The sequence below is a fragment of the Cyanobium sp. ULC082 genome, assembly GCF_977927535.1.
Window position 1 is genome coordinate 341,583 of record NZ_OZ376397.1, and the last position, 18,655, is coordinate 360,237.

An 18,655-nucleotide genomic window follows, 5' to 3' on the forward strand; every position below is an offset into this window, starting at 1 on the left:
GGATTGAAGGGAACAGGAAACGGCGAGCGTTCTGACTGAGGAGCGCGGACCCGGAGGGGCGCTCAATCACAGCTGCGGGACAGCGCCGGACTCGGTTCCTGGCTGAACCAGGTTCCCCACCGGACTTTCCTCGTTGCCTTTCGGGAGTGACCACCGAAAACCGATCCCAGCCATTCTGCGCTGAAACCGGCACGCTGCCCGGTTGTGTCGTAATGGTCAGACCACAGCGGCGCTCAGGCCAGTCGCAGTCCCTCGATCCCCTGCCAGGCGAGATAGGCGGCGAGCGCCAGGCTCAGGCCGCCCACCACCAGTTCGCCGCGGGCATAGAGGGCCTGCTTGCCCCGTTGCAGCAACGGCAGCATGCTCTGCCGCGCCAGGGCCACGGCCAGGAATGGCAACAGCAGCAGCAGACTGGCCGCCAGCGTGAAGGCGCCGGCCAGCAACAGTTCCTGAGCCCGATCCAGGTCGGCGGCGAGCAGGGCCGAGGCCCCCTTGGCCAGCAGGAACAGGTCGTCGGGGCTGATCACTTCGATCGCGGCGCTGACCCCGATCAGCAGCGGCAGGGGCAGGGCGCAGAAGCGATCCAGCTGGCGGATCCAGCCGGCCGGTTCACTGCCGGCCGCCTTGGTGGGCAGCAGATCGCGGATGCCCAGGGCCAGCAGGGCGCCGGCGCCCATCAGATCCAGGCCGGTGCGGTGGCTGCTGCCCTGCTCCATGCTCAGCAGCAGGCCATGGCCCACGGTGAGCAGCAGCGTCACCATCACGGCGATCGTCACCATCCAGCTGAGCACGAACAGGCCGCCGCGGCGCAGGGGATTCGGCCCCAGCAGCAGCAGCAGCAGCAGGCCGATGTGGATCGGGCTGAGGCTGATGCCACTGCCATAGGCCAGCAGTTCAGCCCAGAGGCGGGGATCGCTCATGCCGCCGGCCCGCTGGTCGGGGCATTCCAGCGCAGCACCACCCGTCGGTCCCGCTCGTGGCCCAGCACGCTGACCGTGCCGGTGTTCAGGGCCAGCAGTCCGCCGCCCCTGGCGCCGAGACCCAGCCAGCTGCCCCCCAGGGCTCTGAGGATGTGCCCATGGGCGAACAGGGCCACCCGGCCGTTCTCCGCCAGGGCCAGGGCCTGCTCGATCACCTGCTGGCAGCGGCGCTCCACCTGCTCGATGCTCTCTCCGCCCTCGCAGCCGTGGGTCCAGACGGTCCAGCCGGGGACCTCCTGGCGGATCTCCGGGGTGGTCAGGCCCTCGTAGGCGCCGTAATCCCATTCCCGCAGCTCCTCGCAGAGGCTGGCGCTCTGGGCCAGCCCGGCCAGCTCGCAGGTCTGGCGGGCCCGTTGCAGCGGACTGCAGAGCACCGCCGCGAAGCGAAGCTCCGCCAGCAGGGGTGCCAGGGCCCTCGCCTCCGCTTCCCCTTCCGGCAGCAGGGCCAGGTCGGTGTTGCCGGTGTGGCGGCCATCGCGGGCCCAGGCGGTGGCGCCGTGCCGCAGCAACCAGAGTTCCGGGGCTGGATTCGAGGACGTCACGGTGGGTGGGCTGGTTTACCGGTTGGATTGAACCATCACACGGCGGCGGCTGGGGTCAGCGGCCGCACCCGGGCGGCGGCGTCGCGCAGGCGACGGCAGATCTGCGGGCAGCCACTCCAGTGCAGGTGCAGCCAGCTGGCGTGCAGGCCGGGCCGGCTCCAGCCTTCCGGCCGGCTCGGCCAGCCCCAGCCTTCGAGCTGCCAGAGCGGCCCGCCGGGCGGGGCCGTGGCTGCCGCCGGATGCGGTTCCAGCTCCCAGCGATGAAATTCATGGCCGCAGACGGTTTCGCCCCGCCGCACCACCAGCCCGTCCGCCAGGGCCGTGGCCTGCCGATAGCCCAGCTGCAGGGCGCCGCGCCGCGCTGAGAACGGCAGCAGACCCGCCATCCGATGGGACACCCCGCTGCCATCCTCCAGCTCCTGGCCCAGCAGCAGCAGCCCGCCGCACTCGGCGTAGATCGGCAGGCCCGCCCCGGCGGCGCGGCGCAGGTCCGCCAGGCTGCGTTTGCTGGCGGCCAGGGCGGCGGCATGGAGCTCCGGAAATCCTCCCGGCAGGATCACCCCCTGACTGCCGGCGGGAAGCGGCTCGTCGGCCAGCGGTTGCCACGGCTGCACGCTCACGCCCAGGCCTTCGAGCAGGGCGCTGGCTTCCGGGTAGCGGAAGTGGAAGGCGGCGTCACTGGCGATCGCCAGGGTGACCGGAGCCGCCGGCCCGGGCCCGGGGCGATCGCCAGCCAGGCACCAGCGGATCGGATCGGGGCTGCTCGCCCCTGGCGGCGGCGGCGGCGCCAGCAGGGGCATCAGCGCCTCCAGATCGAGGTGACGTTCGGCCAGGGCCGCCCACTCCTCCAGGCAGCGGCCCAGGTCTTCGAGTTCATGGGCTGGCAGCAGGCCCAGGTGACGGGAGGGCAGGCTGAGGCTCGGGTGACGCGGCAGCACACCCAGCAGCGGCATGGCGATGGCGGCCAGGGCCTCACTGAGCAGGGCCTGGTGCCGCTCGGTGCTCACCCCGTTCAGCACAACACCGGCCAGCTCCAGGCCGGGTTGATGATCCCGGAAACCCCGCACCAGCGCCGCCACCGAACCGGCCTGGCGGCTGGCCTCCACCACCAGCACCACCGGCAGCCCCAGCAGCTGGGCCAGTTCCGCCGAGCTGCCGGCCAGGCCCGGCCCCCGGCCGTCGAACAGCCCCATCACCCCCTCCACCAGGCAGTGGTCGGCCTGGCTCCCCCACCAGGGGAAGCTGCGCCGCACCCAGCCCTCGCCGCAGAGCAGGGCATCGAGGTTGCGGCAGGGCCTGCCGCTGGTCCGGCTCAGCAGCTGGGGATCGAGATAATCCGGTCCCACCTTGAAGGTCTGGATCGTTTCGCCACGCCGGCGCACCAGGGCGGCAAGGCAGAGGCTGAGCAGGGTCTTGCCGCTGCCGCTGCAGGGTGCCGCAATCAAACAGGCCATGCCGACGCGCCCCTTCCCTGCCCGGTCAGTGCGGCAGCAGCCTGGCCGCCATCGGCGCGGCCGCCGCCAGCAGGGGGCTGGTGGTGTCGTGGCCGCCGGCCAGCAGGCGGGCCATCTCCATCTCCTCGCTTTCGTTGGAGATGCTCACCACCTCCTCGGCCAGCTCCATCGTGGCCACCCCGCCGGCCTCCAGCCGCATGCAGCCGCCCGATTCGGAGCAGAGGATCACGCAGAGCGGCTTGCGGCCTTCCGGGCAACAGATCAGGCGCAGGCCCACCAGGGCGCCGGGATGGCTCTTGGGAACCCCCACCGGCACCGACATCAGCCGGAACTGGACGATCTGGCCATCGCTGCGCTGGAACTCGGCGCCGATTCCCGCCTCGGTGCCATTGGCCGGGATGCGGTAGCTGTTCTGCAGGTGCCAGCCGAGCCGGTCGGCGATCCAGGCCGCCAGCAGCAGGCCCTGCACCGGGTGATCACCCTCCACGTCGATGTCGAGCTGCACCACGTGGGTGAGGGCATCGCGGCGGCCGGGCGGATCGAACACCATCGCCAGCGATTCGGTCCAGCTGCGCTGCCGCAACCAGTTGAGGTCGTTCACCGCCTGGTCGCTGGCGATGCGCTCCACCAGCACATCAAGGCAGCGGCGCGGGTCGCCGATCGAGCTGTCCAGCACCAGCCGCCGCGAGGGCAGGGCCAGGGCGGCGAGCAGGTCGGGGGATTCATCCAGGGAGCCGTTCCACCACACCCAGCAGGGCAGGTCGTCCGCCACCAGCGGATTGAGCATGGCGAGCCCCTGCTCGATCGCGCCCTTGCCGCCCCGCAGCACCACCACGTCGCCGCAGGCCGGCGCGCTGCCGCTGCGTTCCTCCGGCAGCGGGCAGTAGGCGGCCACCAGCGTTTCCAGGGGGTGGTCCTCGCGCAGGGTGGGGGCCAGGGTGATCAGCCGCCGGGGTCGATGGGCGCTGATCGCCTGATCAACGAACTGTCCGCGCAGGTCTTCGGCGGTGTGGCTGCCCGGTTGCTGGCCCAGGGCCCAGGCCAGCTCCGGTGCCATCGGAGCCGTGCAGAGCGGCAGGCCGCATTCCGCCGTGGCGGTACGGGCGGCATCGAAGAGATCCTCGTTGAGCAGGCCGCTGATCGGGCCGTCGATGTGACCGGTGCGGATCAGCTGCTGCTGCAGCCAGGAGGGTTCCCACACCACCAGCGTGAAGGTGGAGGCTCCGGTCGAAGCCTCCAGATCCTTTTCCCAGAGGCGATCCAGATAACCGGACACCTCGTTGGGAGAGAGGGCGAGGGGAGCCTGAAGCGTGAGCTGGGGGGACATCGGGACGGGCGTCGTGAAGGGCGAAGACGAAAAGGCGGGACGGTGGGCTGGGCCGGGAGCGGGGCTGGAGGTGCGGCAGAGGGCAGTGGATCAGGGGCGGCGCCACATCAGCCCGTCATTGGCCAGGAGGCTGTCGGCGGCTCCGGGGCCCCAGGTTCTGGCCTCGTAGGGCTGCACCGGCAGTTGCCAGGGGCTGTCCTCGATCAGCTCCAGCAGCGGCGTGTAGAGCCGCCAGGCCGCCTCCACCTCGTCGGCCCGGGTGTAGAGGGTGGGATCCCCCAGCATGGCGTCGGCCAGCAGGCGAACGTAACCCTCGTCGGAGGGTTCACCGAACGATTCGTCGTAGGAGAAGTGCATGTCCACCGGCCGGCTGCGCATGCCGGAGCCCGGAGCCTTCACATCGAAGACGAAGCCGGCACCTTCATCGGGCTGGATCCGCAGGATCAGCTGGTTGGCGGTGGGGCTGCCACCGGCCGCGTCGAACAGATGCACCGGCGCCTCCCGGAAGGTGAGCACCACCTCGGAGAGCCGCTTCGGCAGCCGCTTGCCGGTGCGCAGGTAGAAGGGCACCCCCTGCCAGCGCCAGTTGTCGATGAACAGCTTCATCGCCAGATAGGTTTCCGTGGTGCTGTTCGGGTTGACCCCAGGCTCCTCCCGGTAGCCCCGCAGCGGGTCGCTGATGCTCCCCCCGGCCGCGTACTGTCCGCGCACACAGCATTTCCACGGCTCCTCCTCATTGGCCAGCCGGGCCGCCTGCAGCACCTTCGCCTTCTCGTTGCGGATCGCTTCGGGATCGAAGCGGCCCGGCGCCTCCATGGTTGTGAGCGCCAGCATCTGGGTGAGGTGGTTCTGCACCATGTCCCGCAGGGCGCCGGAGCTTTCGTAGTAGCCGGCCCGCTCCTCCACCCCCACGGTTTCAGCGGCGGTGATCTGCACGCTGGAGATGAAGTTGCGGTTCCAGATCGGCTCGAAGATCGTGTTGGCGAAGCGCAGCACCAGGATGTTCTGGACCGTTTCCTTGCCCAGGTAGTGGTCGATCCGGAACACCTGGTTCTCCTGGGCGCAGGCCTGAACGATCCGGTTGAGCTGCTCGGCGCTGCCGTAGTCGCGGCCGAACGGCTTCTCGATCACCACCCGACTGCGCTTCGGGTCACTGAGCAGGCCGGCATCCGCCAGGGCCCGGCAGCCGCTGCCGTAGAAGTCGGGCGACACCGAGAGATAGAAGGTGCGGTTGGTGCGGGTGGCCCGCAGCCGGTCGATGACCTCCAGCCGCTGGGCCAGGCGCACCAGGTGCTCGCTCTGCTGCAGATCGACAGGCTCGTAGAACAGCCCGCTGGCGAACTGCTCCCAGGCGGTGGGGTGATCACGGATCGTCGGCGCCAGGGCCGCCGCCATCTTGTTGCGGAACTCCTCGTCGCTCCAGGGACGGCGGGCGCAACCGAGGATGGCGAACTCGCTGGGCAGGCGCCGCTGCCGGAACAGCTCGAACAGGGCGGGAATCAGCTTGCGGTGGGTGAGGTCGCCGCTGGCCCCGAAGATCACCAGACACTGGGGCGAAATCACCCTCTCCTGGCGCAGCCCGACCCGCAACGGATTGGTGAGAGTGGCGTTCATGCGCGAGGGGCCGATGGAGCTGGCCCCACCACGAAAGCGGGGAACCCCCCGCCTGCGGTGTGCGGCCCTCGATTTTGTGGTGGTTTCGGCAAAAAGAACGGCCGCTCAGCGGTGTTCAGTAGGTCTCCACATGCCAGCGCTCGGCCTTCTTGAGCTGCGGGCGCAACTCCGCCCAGTTCAGGCCCTTGGCCGCCGCCGCCGTGGTCATCGCCTCGTCGATGCCGGGCTCCATCCCCCTCAGTCCACACATGTAGACGTGGGTTCTGGGGTCTTCGATCCAGGCGAAGATCTCCTCGCCGTGCTCCGCCACGCGGTCCTGGATGTACATCCGCCCACCGCTGGGATTCTTTTCTTCCCGGCTGATCGCCTTGGTGTAGCGGAAGTTGTCCGGGAACTCGGCGAGGTAGCTCTGCAGGTCGTCTTCGTAGAGCAGGTTGGCCGTGGTGGGCACGCCCATGATCAGCCAGGCCTTGCCCCGGAACTGATAGCCGGGGTTCTTGGCCCGCTCGCCGGGATCGAACATCCGGCGCAGATAGGCGCGCATCGGCGCAATGCCGGTGCCGGTGGCCAGCATGATCACATTGGCCTCCTCATCGGGGGGCAGCAGCATCTCCTTGCCCACCGGGCCGGTGATCTTCACCTTGGCGCCGGGTTCGATGTCGCAGAGGAAGGTGGAGCAGACCCCGTAGATCGTTTCGCCCTCCTTCTCGTACTGGAGCTGGCGGACACACAGGGAGACGGTCTTGTCCTCGAGGTTGTCGCCATGGCGGGTGCTGGCGATCGAATACAGCCGCAGCTTGTTGGGTTTGCCGTTGGCATCGACGCCATCGGGAATGATGCCGATGCTCTGGCCTTCCACGTAGTGGAGATTGCCCTCGGAGAGATCGAAGCTGATGTGGTTCACCCGGCCGATCGCCCCTTCGGCCAGCAGGGAGTAGTTCCCCAGCACCGTGCCCATGTAGGGATCCTTCGGCTTGTAGAGATTGACCGGAGGAGCCTCGTGGCTGGGTGGGGTGCTGGTCACGGTGGGGGTGGTGGCGTCGGTGCTGGAAACGTCAGGGGCGCCGGCGGCTTCAGCGGGGGTTTCGGCAGCTGGCTCGCTGGCCGAGGGCGAAGCGCCGATCGGGGTGACCGAAACAATCCGGCCTCCCTGCTCGTTGATCATCCGCAGGGTGGCCTGCATCTGGGCGAGACTGAGATTGAAGCGTCTCACCGCGGTGCGCTCGGAAGGTCCGCTCAGTCCCTCCACAACGAGGCTGAACATGCGGGCATCGCCCTGGCGAAGCGCTGCGGTTGAGGTGCGCATCGGCCGCTGTATCCCAAAAATGCGTTGCGATCATAGGGAAGGCCGATCTCCGGAGCTCGGCGCCCGTCCCCACCCCAGCAACGAAACACAGGGTTTAGGTTGGGTTGCTGACATTGGGGTGTCGTGGCCCTCACCATGCCTTCCCCGAATTTGGTGATTCACCATTTGGCGCACCCTTCAGGCCTTGACATCGCTCCGGGCCCGGGTCCGGGTCTGGGGCTTCAGGTCTGCGCCCTCGACACCATCCAGCAGGACATGGAGCGGCTGCCCCAGGGGGTGCGGCGGCTGGCGGTCCAGTTGCGCCTGGGCCTCAGCCAGGACCTGATCTGGACGGTGATCACCGACTACGAGAACCTCAGCGGTTTCATCCCCAACCTCGCCTCCTCAAAGCTGCTCTGGCGTCAGGGGAACCAGGTGGGCCTGGAGCAGGTGGGTTGCCAGCAGTTCTGTGGGCTGCGCTTCAGCGCCCGGGTCGAGTTGGTGCTGGTGGAGCAGCGGGACGATGGGGTGCTGCGCTTCCGGATGACCCAGGGTGATTTCCGCCGCTTCGAAGGGGCCTGGACGGTCAGTCGCGATCCCCAGGGTGCCCGGCTGCTCTACGAACTCACCGTGCAGGGACGGCCGGGCATGCCGATCGGCCTGATCGAGCAACGCCTGCGTGAGGATCTCGCCGCCAATCTCCGCGCCGTGCAGCAGGAGGCGATGCAACGCTTTCAGGCCAGCTGATCGCGTTGAATTTGATTGCGTTGATTCTGATCGGGTTGATTCAAATTGGCTTGATTCTGATCGGCTTGATTCAGAGGAATGGCAGGATTCTGAATCAATGAAAAATCTGATCAATCAAAAATCTGATCAAAGAAAAATCTGATCAATGAAAACCCCGAAGCCGTGGGGTTGATCAGACCAGGACAAAGCGTTTCTGAGGGGTCAGAAGATGATTCCTGCCCGACAATCTGCTGTTCGGTTGCATACCCCCAAGGGGATTCGAACCCCTGTCGCCTCCGTGAAAGGGAGGTGTCCTAGGCCTCTAGACGATGGGGGCGAGGCCACGGGGCAAAGCGTTGATAGCCAGGCTTACCGATGGATGGACGCTACGGTTCGGAGTAGCCCTTCGTCAAGGAGGGTTCAGGCCCGGGGCGTGCTGGCCACTCCACATCGGAACGGTGAAATGGAAGCTGGCTCCTTCCCCCGGTTGGGAGACCACCCAGATCCGTCCGCCATGGGCCTCCGCGATCCGGCGGCACACCGAAAGGCCGATCCCGAACCCCGAGGTGGTGGCCGATGTCTGGGGAAGCCGCACGGAATCCAGGAAGATCCGTTCCTGTTCTCCCCTGGGAATGCCCGGGCCGGTGTCGCTGACGCTCACCTGCACCCACTGGCCGGTGCGGTGGAGCATCGAAAGTTCCACCCGCCCCCCGTCCGGGGTGAACTTCAGGGCATTTTCCAGCAGGTTGAGTAACACCTGCCGCATGCGCCGGTGGTCGGCGAACACGTTGGGCAGGTCGGCGGGAATGTCGGCGAGCAGTTGCAGGTCGCGGCTGACCCAGAGTTTTTCCAGCTCCAGCAGGGCCTCGGCGGCCACCGAGCCGAGGTCGAGCCGCTGGGGATTGAACAGGGTTTCCCACTGGGTCGTTCCCACCTCCAGCAGGTCCAGGGAGAGGTGCTCGATGTCATCAAGGCGGCGGTCGAGCACATCCCGGCAGCGGTTGGCGCCGATGTGGCCGAGCTGCAGGCTCTGGAGGGCCAGCTTTGCCGCCGTCAGGGGGGTGCGCAGCTCATGGGCCACCATCCGCAGCAGTCGCTCCTGGATCCCCAGCCGCTCGATCAGGGTGTCGTTTTCCTGGCGAAGCACCAGCAGCTGGTCTTCGAGCTGAAGTTCCCGCTGGCTGCGGCTGCCATCGATTTCCGCCGGCCGCAGGCTCATGCCCAGCCCGCTGACCACCTCCAGCTGCTGCCAGCGGGGCAGCCAGCCCTTCAACTGTTCGAGGATGGTGGTGCCCGCAAACACCTGGCGGGGGGCCGGCAGCAGTTTCACCACTGCTGGTGTGGCCACCAGGCGGTAGAGCTCGAGCAGCTCCGGCCGCAGGGCGGGATCGGCGATCTGGAGCTTCACCTCGAAGCCGTAGTCGCTGCTTTCGAGGAACCGGAGAACCCCCCGCAGATCCGTGGAGGCGAGATGGTGAGGGGCGGCCAGCACCAGCAGCGAGAGGACCCGGCGGGGGGAGGGGAGGGCAACCTCCTGGGCCGTTGTCGCAGAGAGTGATTCCCCCTTGGCGGGCACCGTGTCACGAAATCGAAACCTGATCCCCACCCTATGGGCTGGTCCCGGCCTGCGGAAGGCTCCGCTGGTCCAGCCTCGCCCCTGGCCGATTGATCCCCAGCGAGCGATGGGTCAGCATGGGGTTTGATGAATTCCTGTCCCTTGCGTCTCCTGCCCCGCTGGAGCACCCGCCTGCTGGCGGCCTCGCTGCTGCTTGTTCCGTTCACCCTTCTGCCCCAGGCAGCGCAGGCCGCACCGGCAACGGAAGCCGAGATGTCGCTCTACACCCGCATTGCCGCCGTCAACGTCTGCATCTCCCGCGGAGCGGCCGTGGAGTTCGACAAGGCGGTCGGGATTGCCGGTGAAACGATCGCCCAGGTGATTCAGGGTGTCCACGGCGGCCTGATCAAGCAGGTGGGGACCAAAGCGCTCACGATCGAGGAGCTGCGCCGTGGTTCCGTCAACTCCGCAGTGATCGGTGCTGTTGAGATCTGCCCGAATCAGGTGCCCGCCGATGTGGTGAAGAAGGTGCAGGACGCCATCAAGAAACAGGGCAGCGGCGCCAAACCTCCGGCGAAGTGAAGCCAGCAGCCACTTCTGATCTGTGACCCGGGTCGCATCCGGATGCAGACCGGGGTCGGCCCAGTTGCTGTTCATGCAGGTCCGGCGGTTTTGCTGAGGGCATCCCGAAGGGGATTCCCATCGCTGCAATCGTCATGTCGTTGGCTCGCTCGCTTCGCTTCCAGTCCCCGGTCAGCCTCGCTGCCGGTCTGATCGGCATGGCCCTGGCCATCCCCACGGCCGCCACCGCCCAGCCCTTCTACGGTTCAGGCCCGATCCCGGTCCAGGTGCAGACCATGGAGCGCCGGGTGGTCGGCTACCGCCAGGTGCCGGTCTACGGCCAGGTGCCCGTCGTGCGCACCCAATACGTTCAGTCGCCCGTCTATCAGGCCCCGATCGACCAGGACCGCTACTACCAGGCCAGGAACTTCCCGGCTCCCTACCAGGATTATCCGAATCGCCTGGCCAACCCCGGCTTCCAGCAGGCCCCCACCAGCTGGGAGGAAGCCCAGGCCCTGCAACGCCGCTGCTCGATCGGTCGTCTGGTCGGTGGCGTGCTCGGCGGAGGAATCGGTTATGCCGCCTCCCGCCAGGACGGTCGCACCTGGGCCGTGCCGCTCGGCGCCCTGCTCGGCTCCCAGGTGGGCTGCAACGCCGGCCAGGGTCGGGATCCCCTGCCCTGGTGAGCGTGAGCTGGGGGCCAGGATCGGAGCATCGTTCGTTCCTGGCCCCCATGAGCCTGGCCTCCGGCAACACCGTGCGGCTGGCCGACTACCGGCCCTTCCCCTACCGGCTTGATCGCACCGATCTGACCGTGCGGCTGTTTGATGACCACGCCCTGGTGGACGCCTCCCTCGCCTTTGCACCGGCCCCGGCCCCGGGCGATCCCCTCAGCGCTCCGGCCGGAGCGGAGCCCCTCCTCCTGCGGGGCGCCGCTCTGGAGCTGCTCGATCTGGCGATCGATGGCCTGCCCCTGGCCAGCCAGTCCTTCCGGCAGGACGACGACGGCCTCTGGATTCTGGAGCCGCCGCCTGGGCCGTTCGTGCTGAGCAGCCGGGTGCGGATTCACCCCCAGACCAACACCAGCCTGGAGGGGCTGTATGCCAGCGGCGGGATGTTCACCACCCAGTGCGAGGCGGAAGGGTTCCGGCGGATCAGCTTTCACCCCGACCGCCCCGACCTGCTCAGCCGTTTTCAGGTGCGGATCGAGGCTGACCAGGCCAGCTGCCCGGTGCTGCTCTCCAACGGCAACTGCCTGGAGCAGGGTGCGCTGCCGGGTGGCAGGCACTACGCCATCTGGGATGACCCCTTCCCCAAGCCGAGTTACCTCTTTGCGCTGGTGGCCGGCCGACTGGAGGAGGTGAGCGGCAGCTTCACCACCGCGTCCGGTCGCCCGGTGCGGCTCCGCCTGCACGTGGAGCCCGGTGATCGCCCCTACACCGCCCATGCCATGGAATCCCTGCAGCGCTCGATGGCGTGGGACGAGCGGGTTTATGGACTGGAGTACGACCTCGATGAGTTCAACATCGTGGCGGTGCGCCATTTCAACATGGGCGCGATGGAGAACAAAAGCCTCAACATCTTCAACTCCAAGTTGGTGCTGGCCGATGCGGTCACCGCCACCGACGGTGAGCTTGAGCGGATCGAGAGTGTGATTGCCCATGAGTATTTCCACAACTGGACGGGCAACCGCATCACCTGTCGCGACTGGTTTCAGCTCTCCTTGAAGGAGGGTCTCACCGTTTTTCGCGATCAGATGTTCACGGCTGATCTTCACTCCGCCGCCATCAAGAGGATCGAGGATGTTTCGATGCTCCGCAACACCCAGTTCCGCGAAGATGCAGGCCCCACAGCCCATCCCGTCCAGCCGGATCACTATCAGGCGATCGACAACTTCTACACCACCACCATCTACGAAAAGGGAGCTGAGCTGATCCGCATGCTCCACACGCTGCTGGGTGAGCGCACCTTCATGGCGGGCATGGCGCTCTATGTGCGGCGCCATGACGGCACCGCCGCCACCTGTGAGAACTTCGTGCAGGCGATGGAGGATGCCGCCTCCGAGGCCTCTCGGGCCGGTGCTGCCGGGGCCATGCGCTTCGACTTCGGCCGCTTCCGCCGCTGGTACCACCAGGCAGGAACCCCCGTGCTGCGGATCGAGCGCCACTGGGATGGCGAGGCCGGCGTGCTGGACCTGGTGGTGAGCCAGCAGACGCCCCCCACCCCCGGCCAGCCGCACAAGCAACCGTTGGTGATCCCCCTGGCCCTCGGGCTGCTTGATGCCGCCGGAGCGGAACTGCCGCTCGGCGACCGGGCGCTGCTGGTGATCGACCAGCCCGAGCAGCGGATCCGCTTCGATGGGCTGCCGCCGGCGGCCGAGCCTCCGGCCCTCTCGCTGCTGCGGGGGTTCTCGGCACCGGTGCGGCTGGAGATCAGTCGTCCGCGCCAGGAGCTGCTGCACCTGTTCGCCACCGACCCCGACCCCTTCGCCCGCTGGGACGCCGGCCAGACCCTGCTGCGGCAGGCGGTGCTGGCCAGGGCTGCCGGGCTGGCCGATGCCGCCCTGGAAGCCGGCCTGACGGCAGCGATGGCGGGCATCCTCGAAGACCCCGCTCTGCCCGAGGCGAACCGTGCCTGCCTGCTGGCCCTGCCGGGCATCGCCGAGCTGGAGCAGGCGATGGCGGAACCGGATCCCCCTGCGCTCCACGCCGCCCTGATCGGCCTGGAGCAGGCTTTCGGCACTGTTTTGGCCGCCCCCCTGGCTCTGGCCCTGGAGCGCTGCCGGTCCGAGTGGGAGCGGCCCTGGCCGGCGGGAAGCGGCGAGCGGCTGCTGACCGCCACGGCCTGGAGCTGGCGGGCGGCCGCCGGCGACCGCGCCGTGCTGGCGGCGGCGGTGGCTGCGGTCAGCGGGCCATCGATGACCCTGGCCCGCGCCGGGCTGCGGGCGCTGCAGCCCCTGGATGGCCCCGAGCGTTCAGAGGCGATGGCCGCCTTCTTCCACCGCTGGCAGGAGAAGCCGGTCATCCTCGATGCCTGGTTTGCCCTGGAGGCCAGTGCTCCGTTCGGAGACGGCCTGGAGCGGGTGCAACGTCTGCTGAACCATCCCCGCTTCGACCCGGCCGCGCCCAATTCGATCCGGGCGGTGCTGGGTGGCCTGGCGGGCAACCCGCCGGTGTTCCACGCCATCGATGGGTCGGGCTACCGGTTCATGGCGGATCGGATCGCCTGGCTCGATGGCCGCAATCCGATCACGGCCTCCCGTCTGGCCAAACTGTTCAGCCGGTGGCAGAGCTACGGAGCGGTGCGGGGGGAGCAGATGCGCCTGGCCGCCCTGCAACTCTCCGCCGGTGAGCTGTCAGCCAACACCCGGGAGGTGGTGAATCAGTGCCTCGGACTGGAGCGGCCGGGGTAGGGATCAAGGAAGGTGGCCTCATGCAGGCTGCGGAAGCCTGCCTGGCGGGCGGCCGCTCCCTCCGGCCCGGAATAGGTGCCCCAAAGCCCTTCCCAGTAGAAATAGATCACGCCCAGTCCCTTCTCGGCCGCCAGCTTCACCTTCTGGCTCAGCACCGGCATCGGCGTGGTGCGGCGGCCGAAGCCAGCCAGCAGGCCGATCTGCACCGGCATCCCCCAACGGCGCGCCTTGACCAGGGCCGGTTGGTTGAGATCCCTGGCAAAGCCGGCCACCGAATAGGCGTAGTTCTGCACCACCAGCTCATCAACAAGTTTGCCGAGCGCCCAGATCTCCCAGTCCTGCAGCCAGTGGTTGTAGGCGAAGCGGAACGGCCCCGGGGAAAGGCTCACAACGGCACCGCTCTGGGAACGCTTCATCTCACTGCGCAGCTCCCTGAGCAGGCTGGTGAGCTGCTGACGCCGCCAGGTCATCCATTCCCGGTTGTTGTAATCCTGGGGTGGCTCCCGTCCCTTCTCCTGGCGGAACAGGGCGCGGGTGTAGGGGTCGTAGCCCAGTTCCACCGGCCAGGCGAAGTGATCATCCAGCTGGATCCCATCCACGCCGCAGCGCCGCACGATCTCGCCGATCAGACCGATGAAGCGGGCCCGCACGCCTGGGTGGGCCGGGTTCAGCCAGACGCGCAGGTCCTTCAGTGGCGAGGTCTTGAGGTTGGCGCCATGCATGGCATAGAGCGTTGAACCATCGCTGCGCTGCAGCAGCCACTCCGGGTTGCGGCGCACCACCTCCGCGTCGGCGGGCTCCTTCAGGCCGTACTCAAACCAGGGGATCACCTTCATGCCCCGGCGATGGGCGGAGCGGGTGAGATGGCAGATCGGATCGAAGGAGGGATTGGCCTTCTGCAGGGCCGGCTCGATCGGGGCGAAGCGGCTGCGGTGGAAGGTGGCGCCCCTGCTCCAGACATTGGGGTAGAGCGTGTTGAAGCCGGCGGCGGCCAGCTCGTCCACGGCCTTGTCCAGCCGGCGGGGGTCGTAATACAGGGGGCTGGGGCTGTTGGTCAGCCACACCCCCACCCGATCGCTTGCGGCCAGGGCCGGCCGGGCGCCGATCCCCTGGAGACCGGCGGTCAGCAGGGTGGTGAGCAGGGCGGGCAGGGCCCGCTTCAGCCGCACCCTGAGCGGGAAGGATTCGAGGGGCCGCGGCTTGGCGGCGGGATCCGAAGCGGTGATCGGGTTGATGATCGAGGTGGCGCTCTCGGCCGGAGCGTATCCGGTTCGGGGCGCTGGCGCTAACGGAACATCGAACTCACCGAGCTTTCCTCATGAATGCGCCAGATCGCTTCGCCGAGCATGTTGGCGACCGAGAGAACCTGCAACTGGGGGAAGGCGCTGGACGCTGCGATCGGGATGCTGTTGGTGACCAGCACCTCCTCGAACAGGCCCGGTTCGGCGAGCCGCTCGAACGCCGGGGGTGAGAACACGGCGTGGGTGGCACAGGCCAGCACCCGGCTGGCGCCACGGTCGCGCAGCAGCCTGGCCCCCTGGCAGATCGTGCCGCCGGTGTCGATCATGTCGTCGATCAGGATGGCGGTCTTGCCGGCCACATCGCCGATCACCGTGAGGCTTTCGGCCACGTTGTGCCCGGAGCGGCGCTTGTCGATGATCGCCAGCGGGGCATCGTGCATCCGCTTGGCGAAGGCCCTGGCCCGGGCCACACCGCCCACATCCGGCGAGACCACCACCACTTCGCCGAGCTCGCGGGTGGAGAGGTAGTCCACCAGCACCGGCGAGCCGTAGATGTGGTCGCAGGGAATGTCGAAGTAGCCCTGGATCTGGGAGGAGTGCAGGTCCATCGCCAACACCCGGTCGACGCCTGATTTCACCAGCAGGTTGGCCACCAGCTTGGCGGTGATCGATTCGCGGCCGGCCGTTTTGCGGTCGGCGCGGGCATAGCCGTAGTAAGGGATCACGGCGGTGATCTGCCGGGCCGAAGCACGGCGGCAGGCATCCACCATGATCAGCAGCTCCATCAGGTGATCGTTCACCGGCGCGCAGGTGGGCTGGATCAGGAAGACATCGCAGCCGCGGATCGATTCCTGAATCTGGATGTACAGCTCGCCATCGGCGAAACGCTTGATCACCCGAGGGCCATTGGGGACGCCCAGGTAGGCGCCGATCTCCTGGGCCAGGGCCGGATTGGAGGTGCCGCTGAACAGCCGCAGACGCCGTGTTTCATGGAGAGCATGGCCCTGCTCCACCTGTTCAGCGGTCAAGAAACTGCTCACGGCGAGGGCGATGGAGCACGGCTGTGCATGGATGGTAGAAGCCTGACGCCGCTTGAACAGCAAACAACCATGGGAACTGCTGGTCCGTTGGAGTGCGAGAAGGTCATCGCCCCCGCCCAGCAGCTGGTGCTGGCCGGCGCCGGCTCGGACCCCGCCGCCATCGATGCCGCCGCTCAGCGGCTGGCCAGCCTGCTGGCTCTGCCGCTTGATGGCTGGCCAGGCAGCGGCAGCGCCACGGCTCGGCTGGCCTCACTTCTGGAACGACCCGCCCCCCGCCTGGTTCCCCTGCTGGACGATCCCGGGGCGTGGATCGAACCCGACGGCCGCTGGGCCGATGCCCTGGGGGCCTGGCGGCAGCCCACCCTGCTGCTGCTTGATGCCGCCGCCGTTACCGGAGGCCGCGCCGCCGCCTACAGCGCCCTGCTGGAGGGGGCCGCGGTGCCGCTGGTGGGACTGGTGCAGTGGGGTGGGTCTTTCGATCTCCAGGCCCGCCGCCGCGAGGGTCTCGCCTGGCTCGGTGCCCTGAGCGGGCCCAGCCAGCCGGCAGCTGGCTCCACCGAAGAGGAGCAGGAGCTCGCCCTCGTGCGGACCCTGCGATTGCGTTGGAGGCAGTTGCTCAGCTGAGAGCAGCAGCCGGCCTCATGGCTTCGGCCAGAGCGGCAGCGGGGCCGCAGCCGGGAGCTGGCGCAGGGCCTGGCCTGGCTTGGTGGGCGGGGTGAGCGGCAGCTGATCGAAGCGGATCGCCTCCGGCTTCCGGATCGCCGCGGTCAGCAGGCTCAGGCTTTCCCCTCTGGAAAGGTTGGTCTCCAGCTGGGGCATCAACCGCACCAGCAACTCCGGCAGCCGGGAGCCTTGCTCGGCCCGCGAGATCTGCTGCAGCATCGCCTGCAGAACGGTCTGCTGGCGGATCCGGCGCCCCTGTTCCCCCAGGGAAGGCTCCTTGAAGCGCACCATCTGCTCCACCTGCCTGCCGCTGAATTCCTGCAGGCCGGCCTGCAGGTCCACCGTGAAGTTCTGGGTCTTGTCGGTGGATCGAAGGGGCGTTTCCGGATTCAATTCCACGCCGCCCAGGCCATCGACCAGCTCCCGCAGGGCGCCGCGCGGCACGACCAGATAGCGCTCCGGCTGACCGGATTCGAGCCCCAGAAGTGCCGCGATGGCTGTGCCCGCCAGGGCGGCCCCCCCTTGCCGGTAAAGCGAGCCGAGTGATTGCAGCCCCTTGGCACCCGGCAGCTGCACAGCCAGGTCGGTGGGCAGGTTGAGCAGGCGCAGGGTGCCATCGGGATTGATCCGCGCCAGCAACAGCACATCGCTGTTGGCGGGACCGGAGGGGGCGGCTCCGTTGTTGGCCGCTCCGAGCCGGTCCGCGTCGCTGCCGATCAGCAGCACGGTGATCGGCCGACTGGGGGGTTCGGCCAGTTGGTTGGTGGTCTCGATGGTGGCCTGATCGGGATCCGCCGGCAGCCACAGCAGCTTGACCAGGGCGATCCCACCGGCGAGGCCGAGCGTCGCCACGGCCGCCAGCAGCAGCCTGCGCCCCCGGCCCCTGCCTGCCTTGATCCGGTTCTCCCCGCCGGCCATGGGCGTCGCTGCCGCTGAAGGTGCCCTCCACTCTCGCCCAGCCGCCGCCGTTGTCTGCCCGGCACGGGGATCAGGGCGGCCGATAGGTTGAGCCCGCCGATGCGCCTCCGCGGCAGGATCCGCCCGTGACCCCAGTCCCCCCCCTTCCCCACGAACGGGCCAGGCCGCTCGCCAAGGGAAGCGTCAAGCCGGCCCGGGATCTCTGCAGTGACTGCGGCCTCTGCGACAGCCGCTGGGTGGCCTACGTGCGAAACGCCTGTGCGTTCCTCAACCAGCAGTTCGAGCACCTGGAAACGAAGGCCCATGGCCGCAGCCGCGACCTCGACAACGAGGACGAGCTGTACTTCGGAGTTCATCAGCGCATGACCACGGGACGCCTGGTCGCCCCGATCGATGGCGCCCAGTGGACCGGCATCGTCAGCCGGATCGGCGTACGCGCCCTGGAGAGCGGCCTGGTGGATGCGGTGCTGTGCGTGCAGCAAAGTCCCGACGATCGCTTCACGCCGGTGCCGGTGCTGGCCCGCACCCCAGAGCAGGTGCTGGCGGCGCGGGTGAACAAGCCCACCCTCTCGCCCAATCTGGAGGTGCTGGAGCAACTGCCGGGCAGCGGCATCCGCCGCCTGCTGGCGATCGGGGTGGGCTGCCAGATCCAGGCTCTGCGGGCCGTGCAGGACACCCTGCCGCTCGACGAGCTCTACGTGCTGGGCATGCCCTGCGTCGACAACGTCAGCCGCAGCGGGCTGCAGACCTTTCTGGAGAGCGCCAGCCGCTCACCGGACACGGTGGTGCACTACGAGTTCATGCAGGACTTCCGCATCCATTTCCGCCACAGCGACGGCAGCGAGGAAACCGTGCCGTTCTTCGGGCTCGACACCCCCAATCTCAAGAGCGTCTTTGCCCCCAGCTGCCTGAGCTGCTTCGACTACACCAACGCCGGCGCCGACCTGGTGGTGGGTTACATGGGAGCCACCTTCGGCCGCCAGTGGCTGGTGGTGCGCAATCCGAAGGGTCAGCGGCTGCTCGATCTGGTCGAGGCCGAGCTCGACACCGCCCCGGTCACCAGCCAGGGGGACCGCCGCGCCGCGGTGCAGCAGGGGATCGAGGCCTATGACAAGGCCGTCAGGCTTCCCCTCTGGCTGGCGGAGCTGGTGGGCTTCTTCGTGCAGCGCTTCGGTCCGAAGGGATTGGAATACGGCCGCTTCTCGATCGATTCACACTTCACCCGCAACGCCCTCTGGGTGCGCCGCCATCACCCGGAGCTGGCCGAACGCCACATCCCCGCCTTCGCCAGCAAGATCATCAGCCGTTACCGGCTGCCCACTTCCTGACTTCCACCT

The 18,655-nt window shown here is 68.2% G+C and carries 16 protein-coding genes, 1 tRNA gene and 1 riboswitch; of the genes, 6 read left to right on the forward strand and 11 right to left on the reverse strand.

Annotation, left to right across the window (positions count from 1 at the left end):
* Positions 1 to 4: 4 nt before the first annotated feature.
* A riboswitch (cobalamin riboswitch) is annotated at positions 5 to 180 on the reverse strand.
* A gap of 53 nt (positions 181 to 233) precedes the next feature.
* From ACXMDY_RS01855 to ACXMDY_RS01880, 6 genes are all read right to left on the reverse strand, one after another.
* Positions 234 to 920 (reverse strand): GAP family protein, encoded by a 687-nt coding sequence (locus ACXMDY_RS01855; protein ID WP_259701413.1) that lies wholly within the window; start codon positions 918 to 920, stop codon positions 234 to 236.
* Positions 917 to 1,522 carry a histidine phosphatase family protein gene (locus ACXMDY_RS01860; protein ID WP_259701414.1) on the reverse strand — a complete coding sequence of 202 codons (606 nt, stop codon included), beginning with the start codon at positions 1,520 to 1,522 and terminating at the stop codon, positions 917 to 919. The genes ACXMDY_RS01855 and ACXMDY_RS01860 overlap by 4 nt, the downstream gene beginning before the upstream one ends.
* 35 nt (positions 1,523 to 1,557) lie before the next feature.
* Positions 1,558 to 2,976: a cobyrinate a,c-diamide synthase gene (locus ACXMDY_RS01865; protein ID WP_259701415.1), complete on the reverse strand. Its 1,419-nt coding sequence runs from the start codon at positions 2,974 to 2,976 to the stop codon at positions 1,558 to 1,560.
* Positions 2,977 to 3,001: 25 nt separating this feature from the next.
* Positions 3,002 to 4,303: a glucose-6-phosphate dehydrogenase assembly protein OpcA gene (locus ACXMDY_RS01870; RefSeq protein WP_259701416.1), complete on the reverse strand. Its 1,302-nt coding sequence runs from the start codon at positions 4,301 to 4,303 to the stop codon at positions 3,002 to 3,004.
* A 90-nt stretch (positions 4,304 to 4,393) separates the two neighbouring features.
* Entirely contained in the window at positions 4,394 to 5,917 is a 1,524-nt protein-coding gene (gene zwf, locus ACXMDY_RS01875; RefSeq protein WP_259701417.1) for a glucose-6-phosphate dehydrogenase, read from the reverse strand.
* Positions 5,918 to 6,032: 115 nt separating this feature from the next.
* A complete protein-coding gene (locus tag ACXMDY_RS01880) occupies positions 6,033 to 7,223 on the reverse strand; it encodes a phycobilisome linker polypeptide (RefSeq protein WP_259701418.1) in 1,191 nt (396 codons plus the stop codon).
* Between the two features lie 255 nt (positions 7,224 to 7,478).
* On the opposite strand from ACXMDY_RS01880, the gene ACXMDY_RS01885 reads away from it, so the two are divergent.
* The gene (locus ACXMDY_RS01885) at positions 7,479 to 7,949 is read left to right on the forward strand and encodes an SRPBCC family protein (protein ID WP_259701452.1); all 471 of its coding nucleotides are present in this window, start codon (positions 7,479 to 7,481) and stop codon (positions 7,947 to 7,949) included.
* Positions 7,950 to 8,192: 243 nt separating this feature from the next.
* On the opposite strand, the gene ACXMDY_RS01890 is transcribed toward ACXMDY_RS01885, so the two are convergent.
* A tRNA-Glu gene (locus ACXMDY_RS01890) sits at positions 8,193 to 8,265 on the reverse strand.
* Between the two features lie 72 nt (positions 8,266 to 8,337).
* Positions 8,338 to 9,504, reverse strand: a complete 1,167-nt coding sequence (locus ACXMDY_RS01895) for a histidine kinase (protein ID WP_259701419.1) — start codon at positions 9,502 to 9,504, stop codon at positions 8,338 to 8,340.
* 126 nt (positions 9,505 to 9,630) lie between these two features.
* Here ACXMDY_RS01895 and ACXMDY_RS01900 point away from each other — a divergent pair, with 126 nt between their 5' ends.
* The 3 genes from ACXMDY_RS01900 (at position 9,631) to pepN (ending at position 13,456) form a co-directional block, all read left to right on the forward strand.
* Complete coding sequence (locus ACXMDY_RS01900; RefSeq protein WP_259701420.1) at positions 9,631 to 10,065, forward strand: cAMP phosphodiesterase; 435 nt, start codon at positions 9,631 to 9,633, stop codon at positions 10,063 to 10,065.
* 134 nt (positions 10,066 to 10,199) lie between these two features.
* Positions 10,200 to 10,730, forward strand: coding sequence for a hypothetical protein (locus ACXMDY_RS01905; protein ID WP_259701421.1), 531 nt, complete (start codon positions 10,200 to 10,202; stop codon positions 10,728 to 10,730).
* A gap of 47 nt (positions 10,731 to 10,777) precedes the next feature.
* The gene (pepN, locus tag ACXMDY_RS01910) at positions 10,778 to 13,456 is read left to right on the forward strand and encodes an aminopeptidase N (protein ID WP_259701422.1); all 2,679 of its coding nucleotides are present in this window, start codon (positions 10,778 to 10,780) and stop codon (positions 13,454 to 13,456) included.
* Here the strand turns inward: pepN and ACXMDY_RS01915 are convergent.
* Both ACXMDY_RS01915 and ACXMDY_RS01920 read right to left on the reverse strand, forming a co-directional pair.
* On the reverse strand, positions 13,426 to 14,619 hold the full coding sequence (locus ACXMDY_RS01915; protein WP_399243769.1) for a glycoside hydrolase family 10 protein: 1,194 nt from the start codon (positions 14,617 to 14,619) through the stop codon (positions 13,426 to 13,428). The two genes, pepN and ACXMDY_RS01915, sit on opposite strands and share 31 nt — an antisense overlap.
* Before the next feature lie 122 nt (positions 14,620 to 14,741).
* Positions 14,742 to 15,737, reverse strand: coding sequence for a ribose-phosphate pyrophosphokinase (locus tag ACXMDY_RS01920; RefSeq protein WP_259701423.1), 996 nt, complete (start codon positions 15,735 to 15,737; stop codon positions 14,742 to 14,744).
* A 69-nt stretch (positions 15,738 to 15,806) separates the two neighbouring features.
* On the opposite strand from ACXMDY_RS01920, the gene ACXMDY_RS01925 reads away from it, so the two are divergent.
* Positions 15,807 to 16,361, forward strand: a complete 555-nt coding sequence (locus tag ACXMDY_RS01925) for a hypothetical protein (RefSeq protein ID WP_259701424.1) — start codon at positions 15,807 to 15,809, stop codon at positions 16,359 to 16,361.
* Between the two features lie 15 nt (positions 16,362 to 16,376).
* Here ACXMDY_RS01925 and ACXMDY_RS01930 read toward each other — a convergent pair whose 3' ends face one another.
* Positions 16,377 to 17,318 carry an LCP family protein gene (locus ACXMDY_RS01930; RefSeq protein ID WP_259701425.1) on the reverse strand — a complete coding sequence of 314 codons (942 nt, stop codon included), beginning with the start codon at positions 17,316 to 17,318 and terminating at the stop codon, positions 16,377 to 16,379.
* A gap of 125 nt (positions 17,319 to 17,443) precedes the next feature.
* Between ACXMDY_RS01930 and ACXMDY_RS01935 the strand changes: the two genes are divergently transcribed.
* Entirely contained in the window at positions 17,444 to 18,646 is a 1,203-nt protein-coding gene (locus ACXMDY_RS01935) for a Coenzyme F420 hydrogenase/dehydrogenase, beta subunit C-terminal domain (protein ID WP_259701426.1), read from the forward strand.
* Positions 18,647 to 18,655 lie beyond the last annotated feature (9 nt).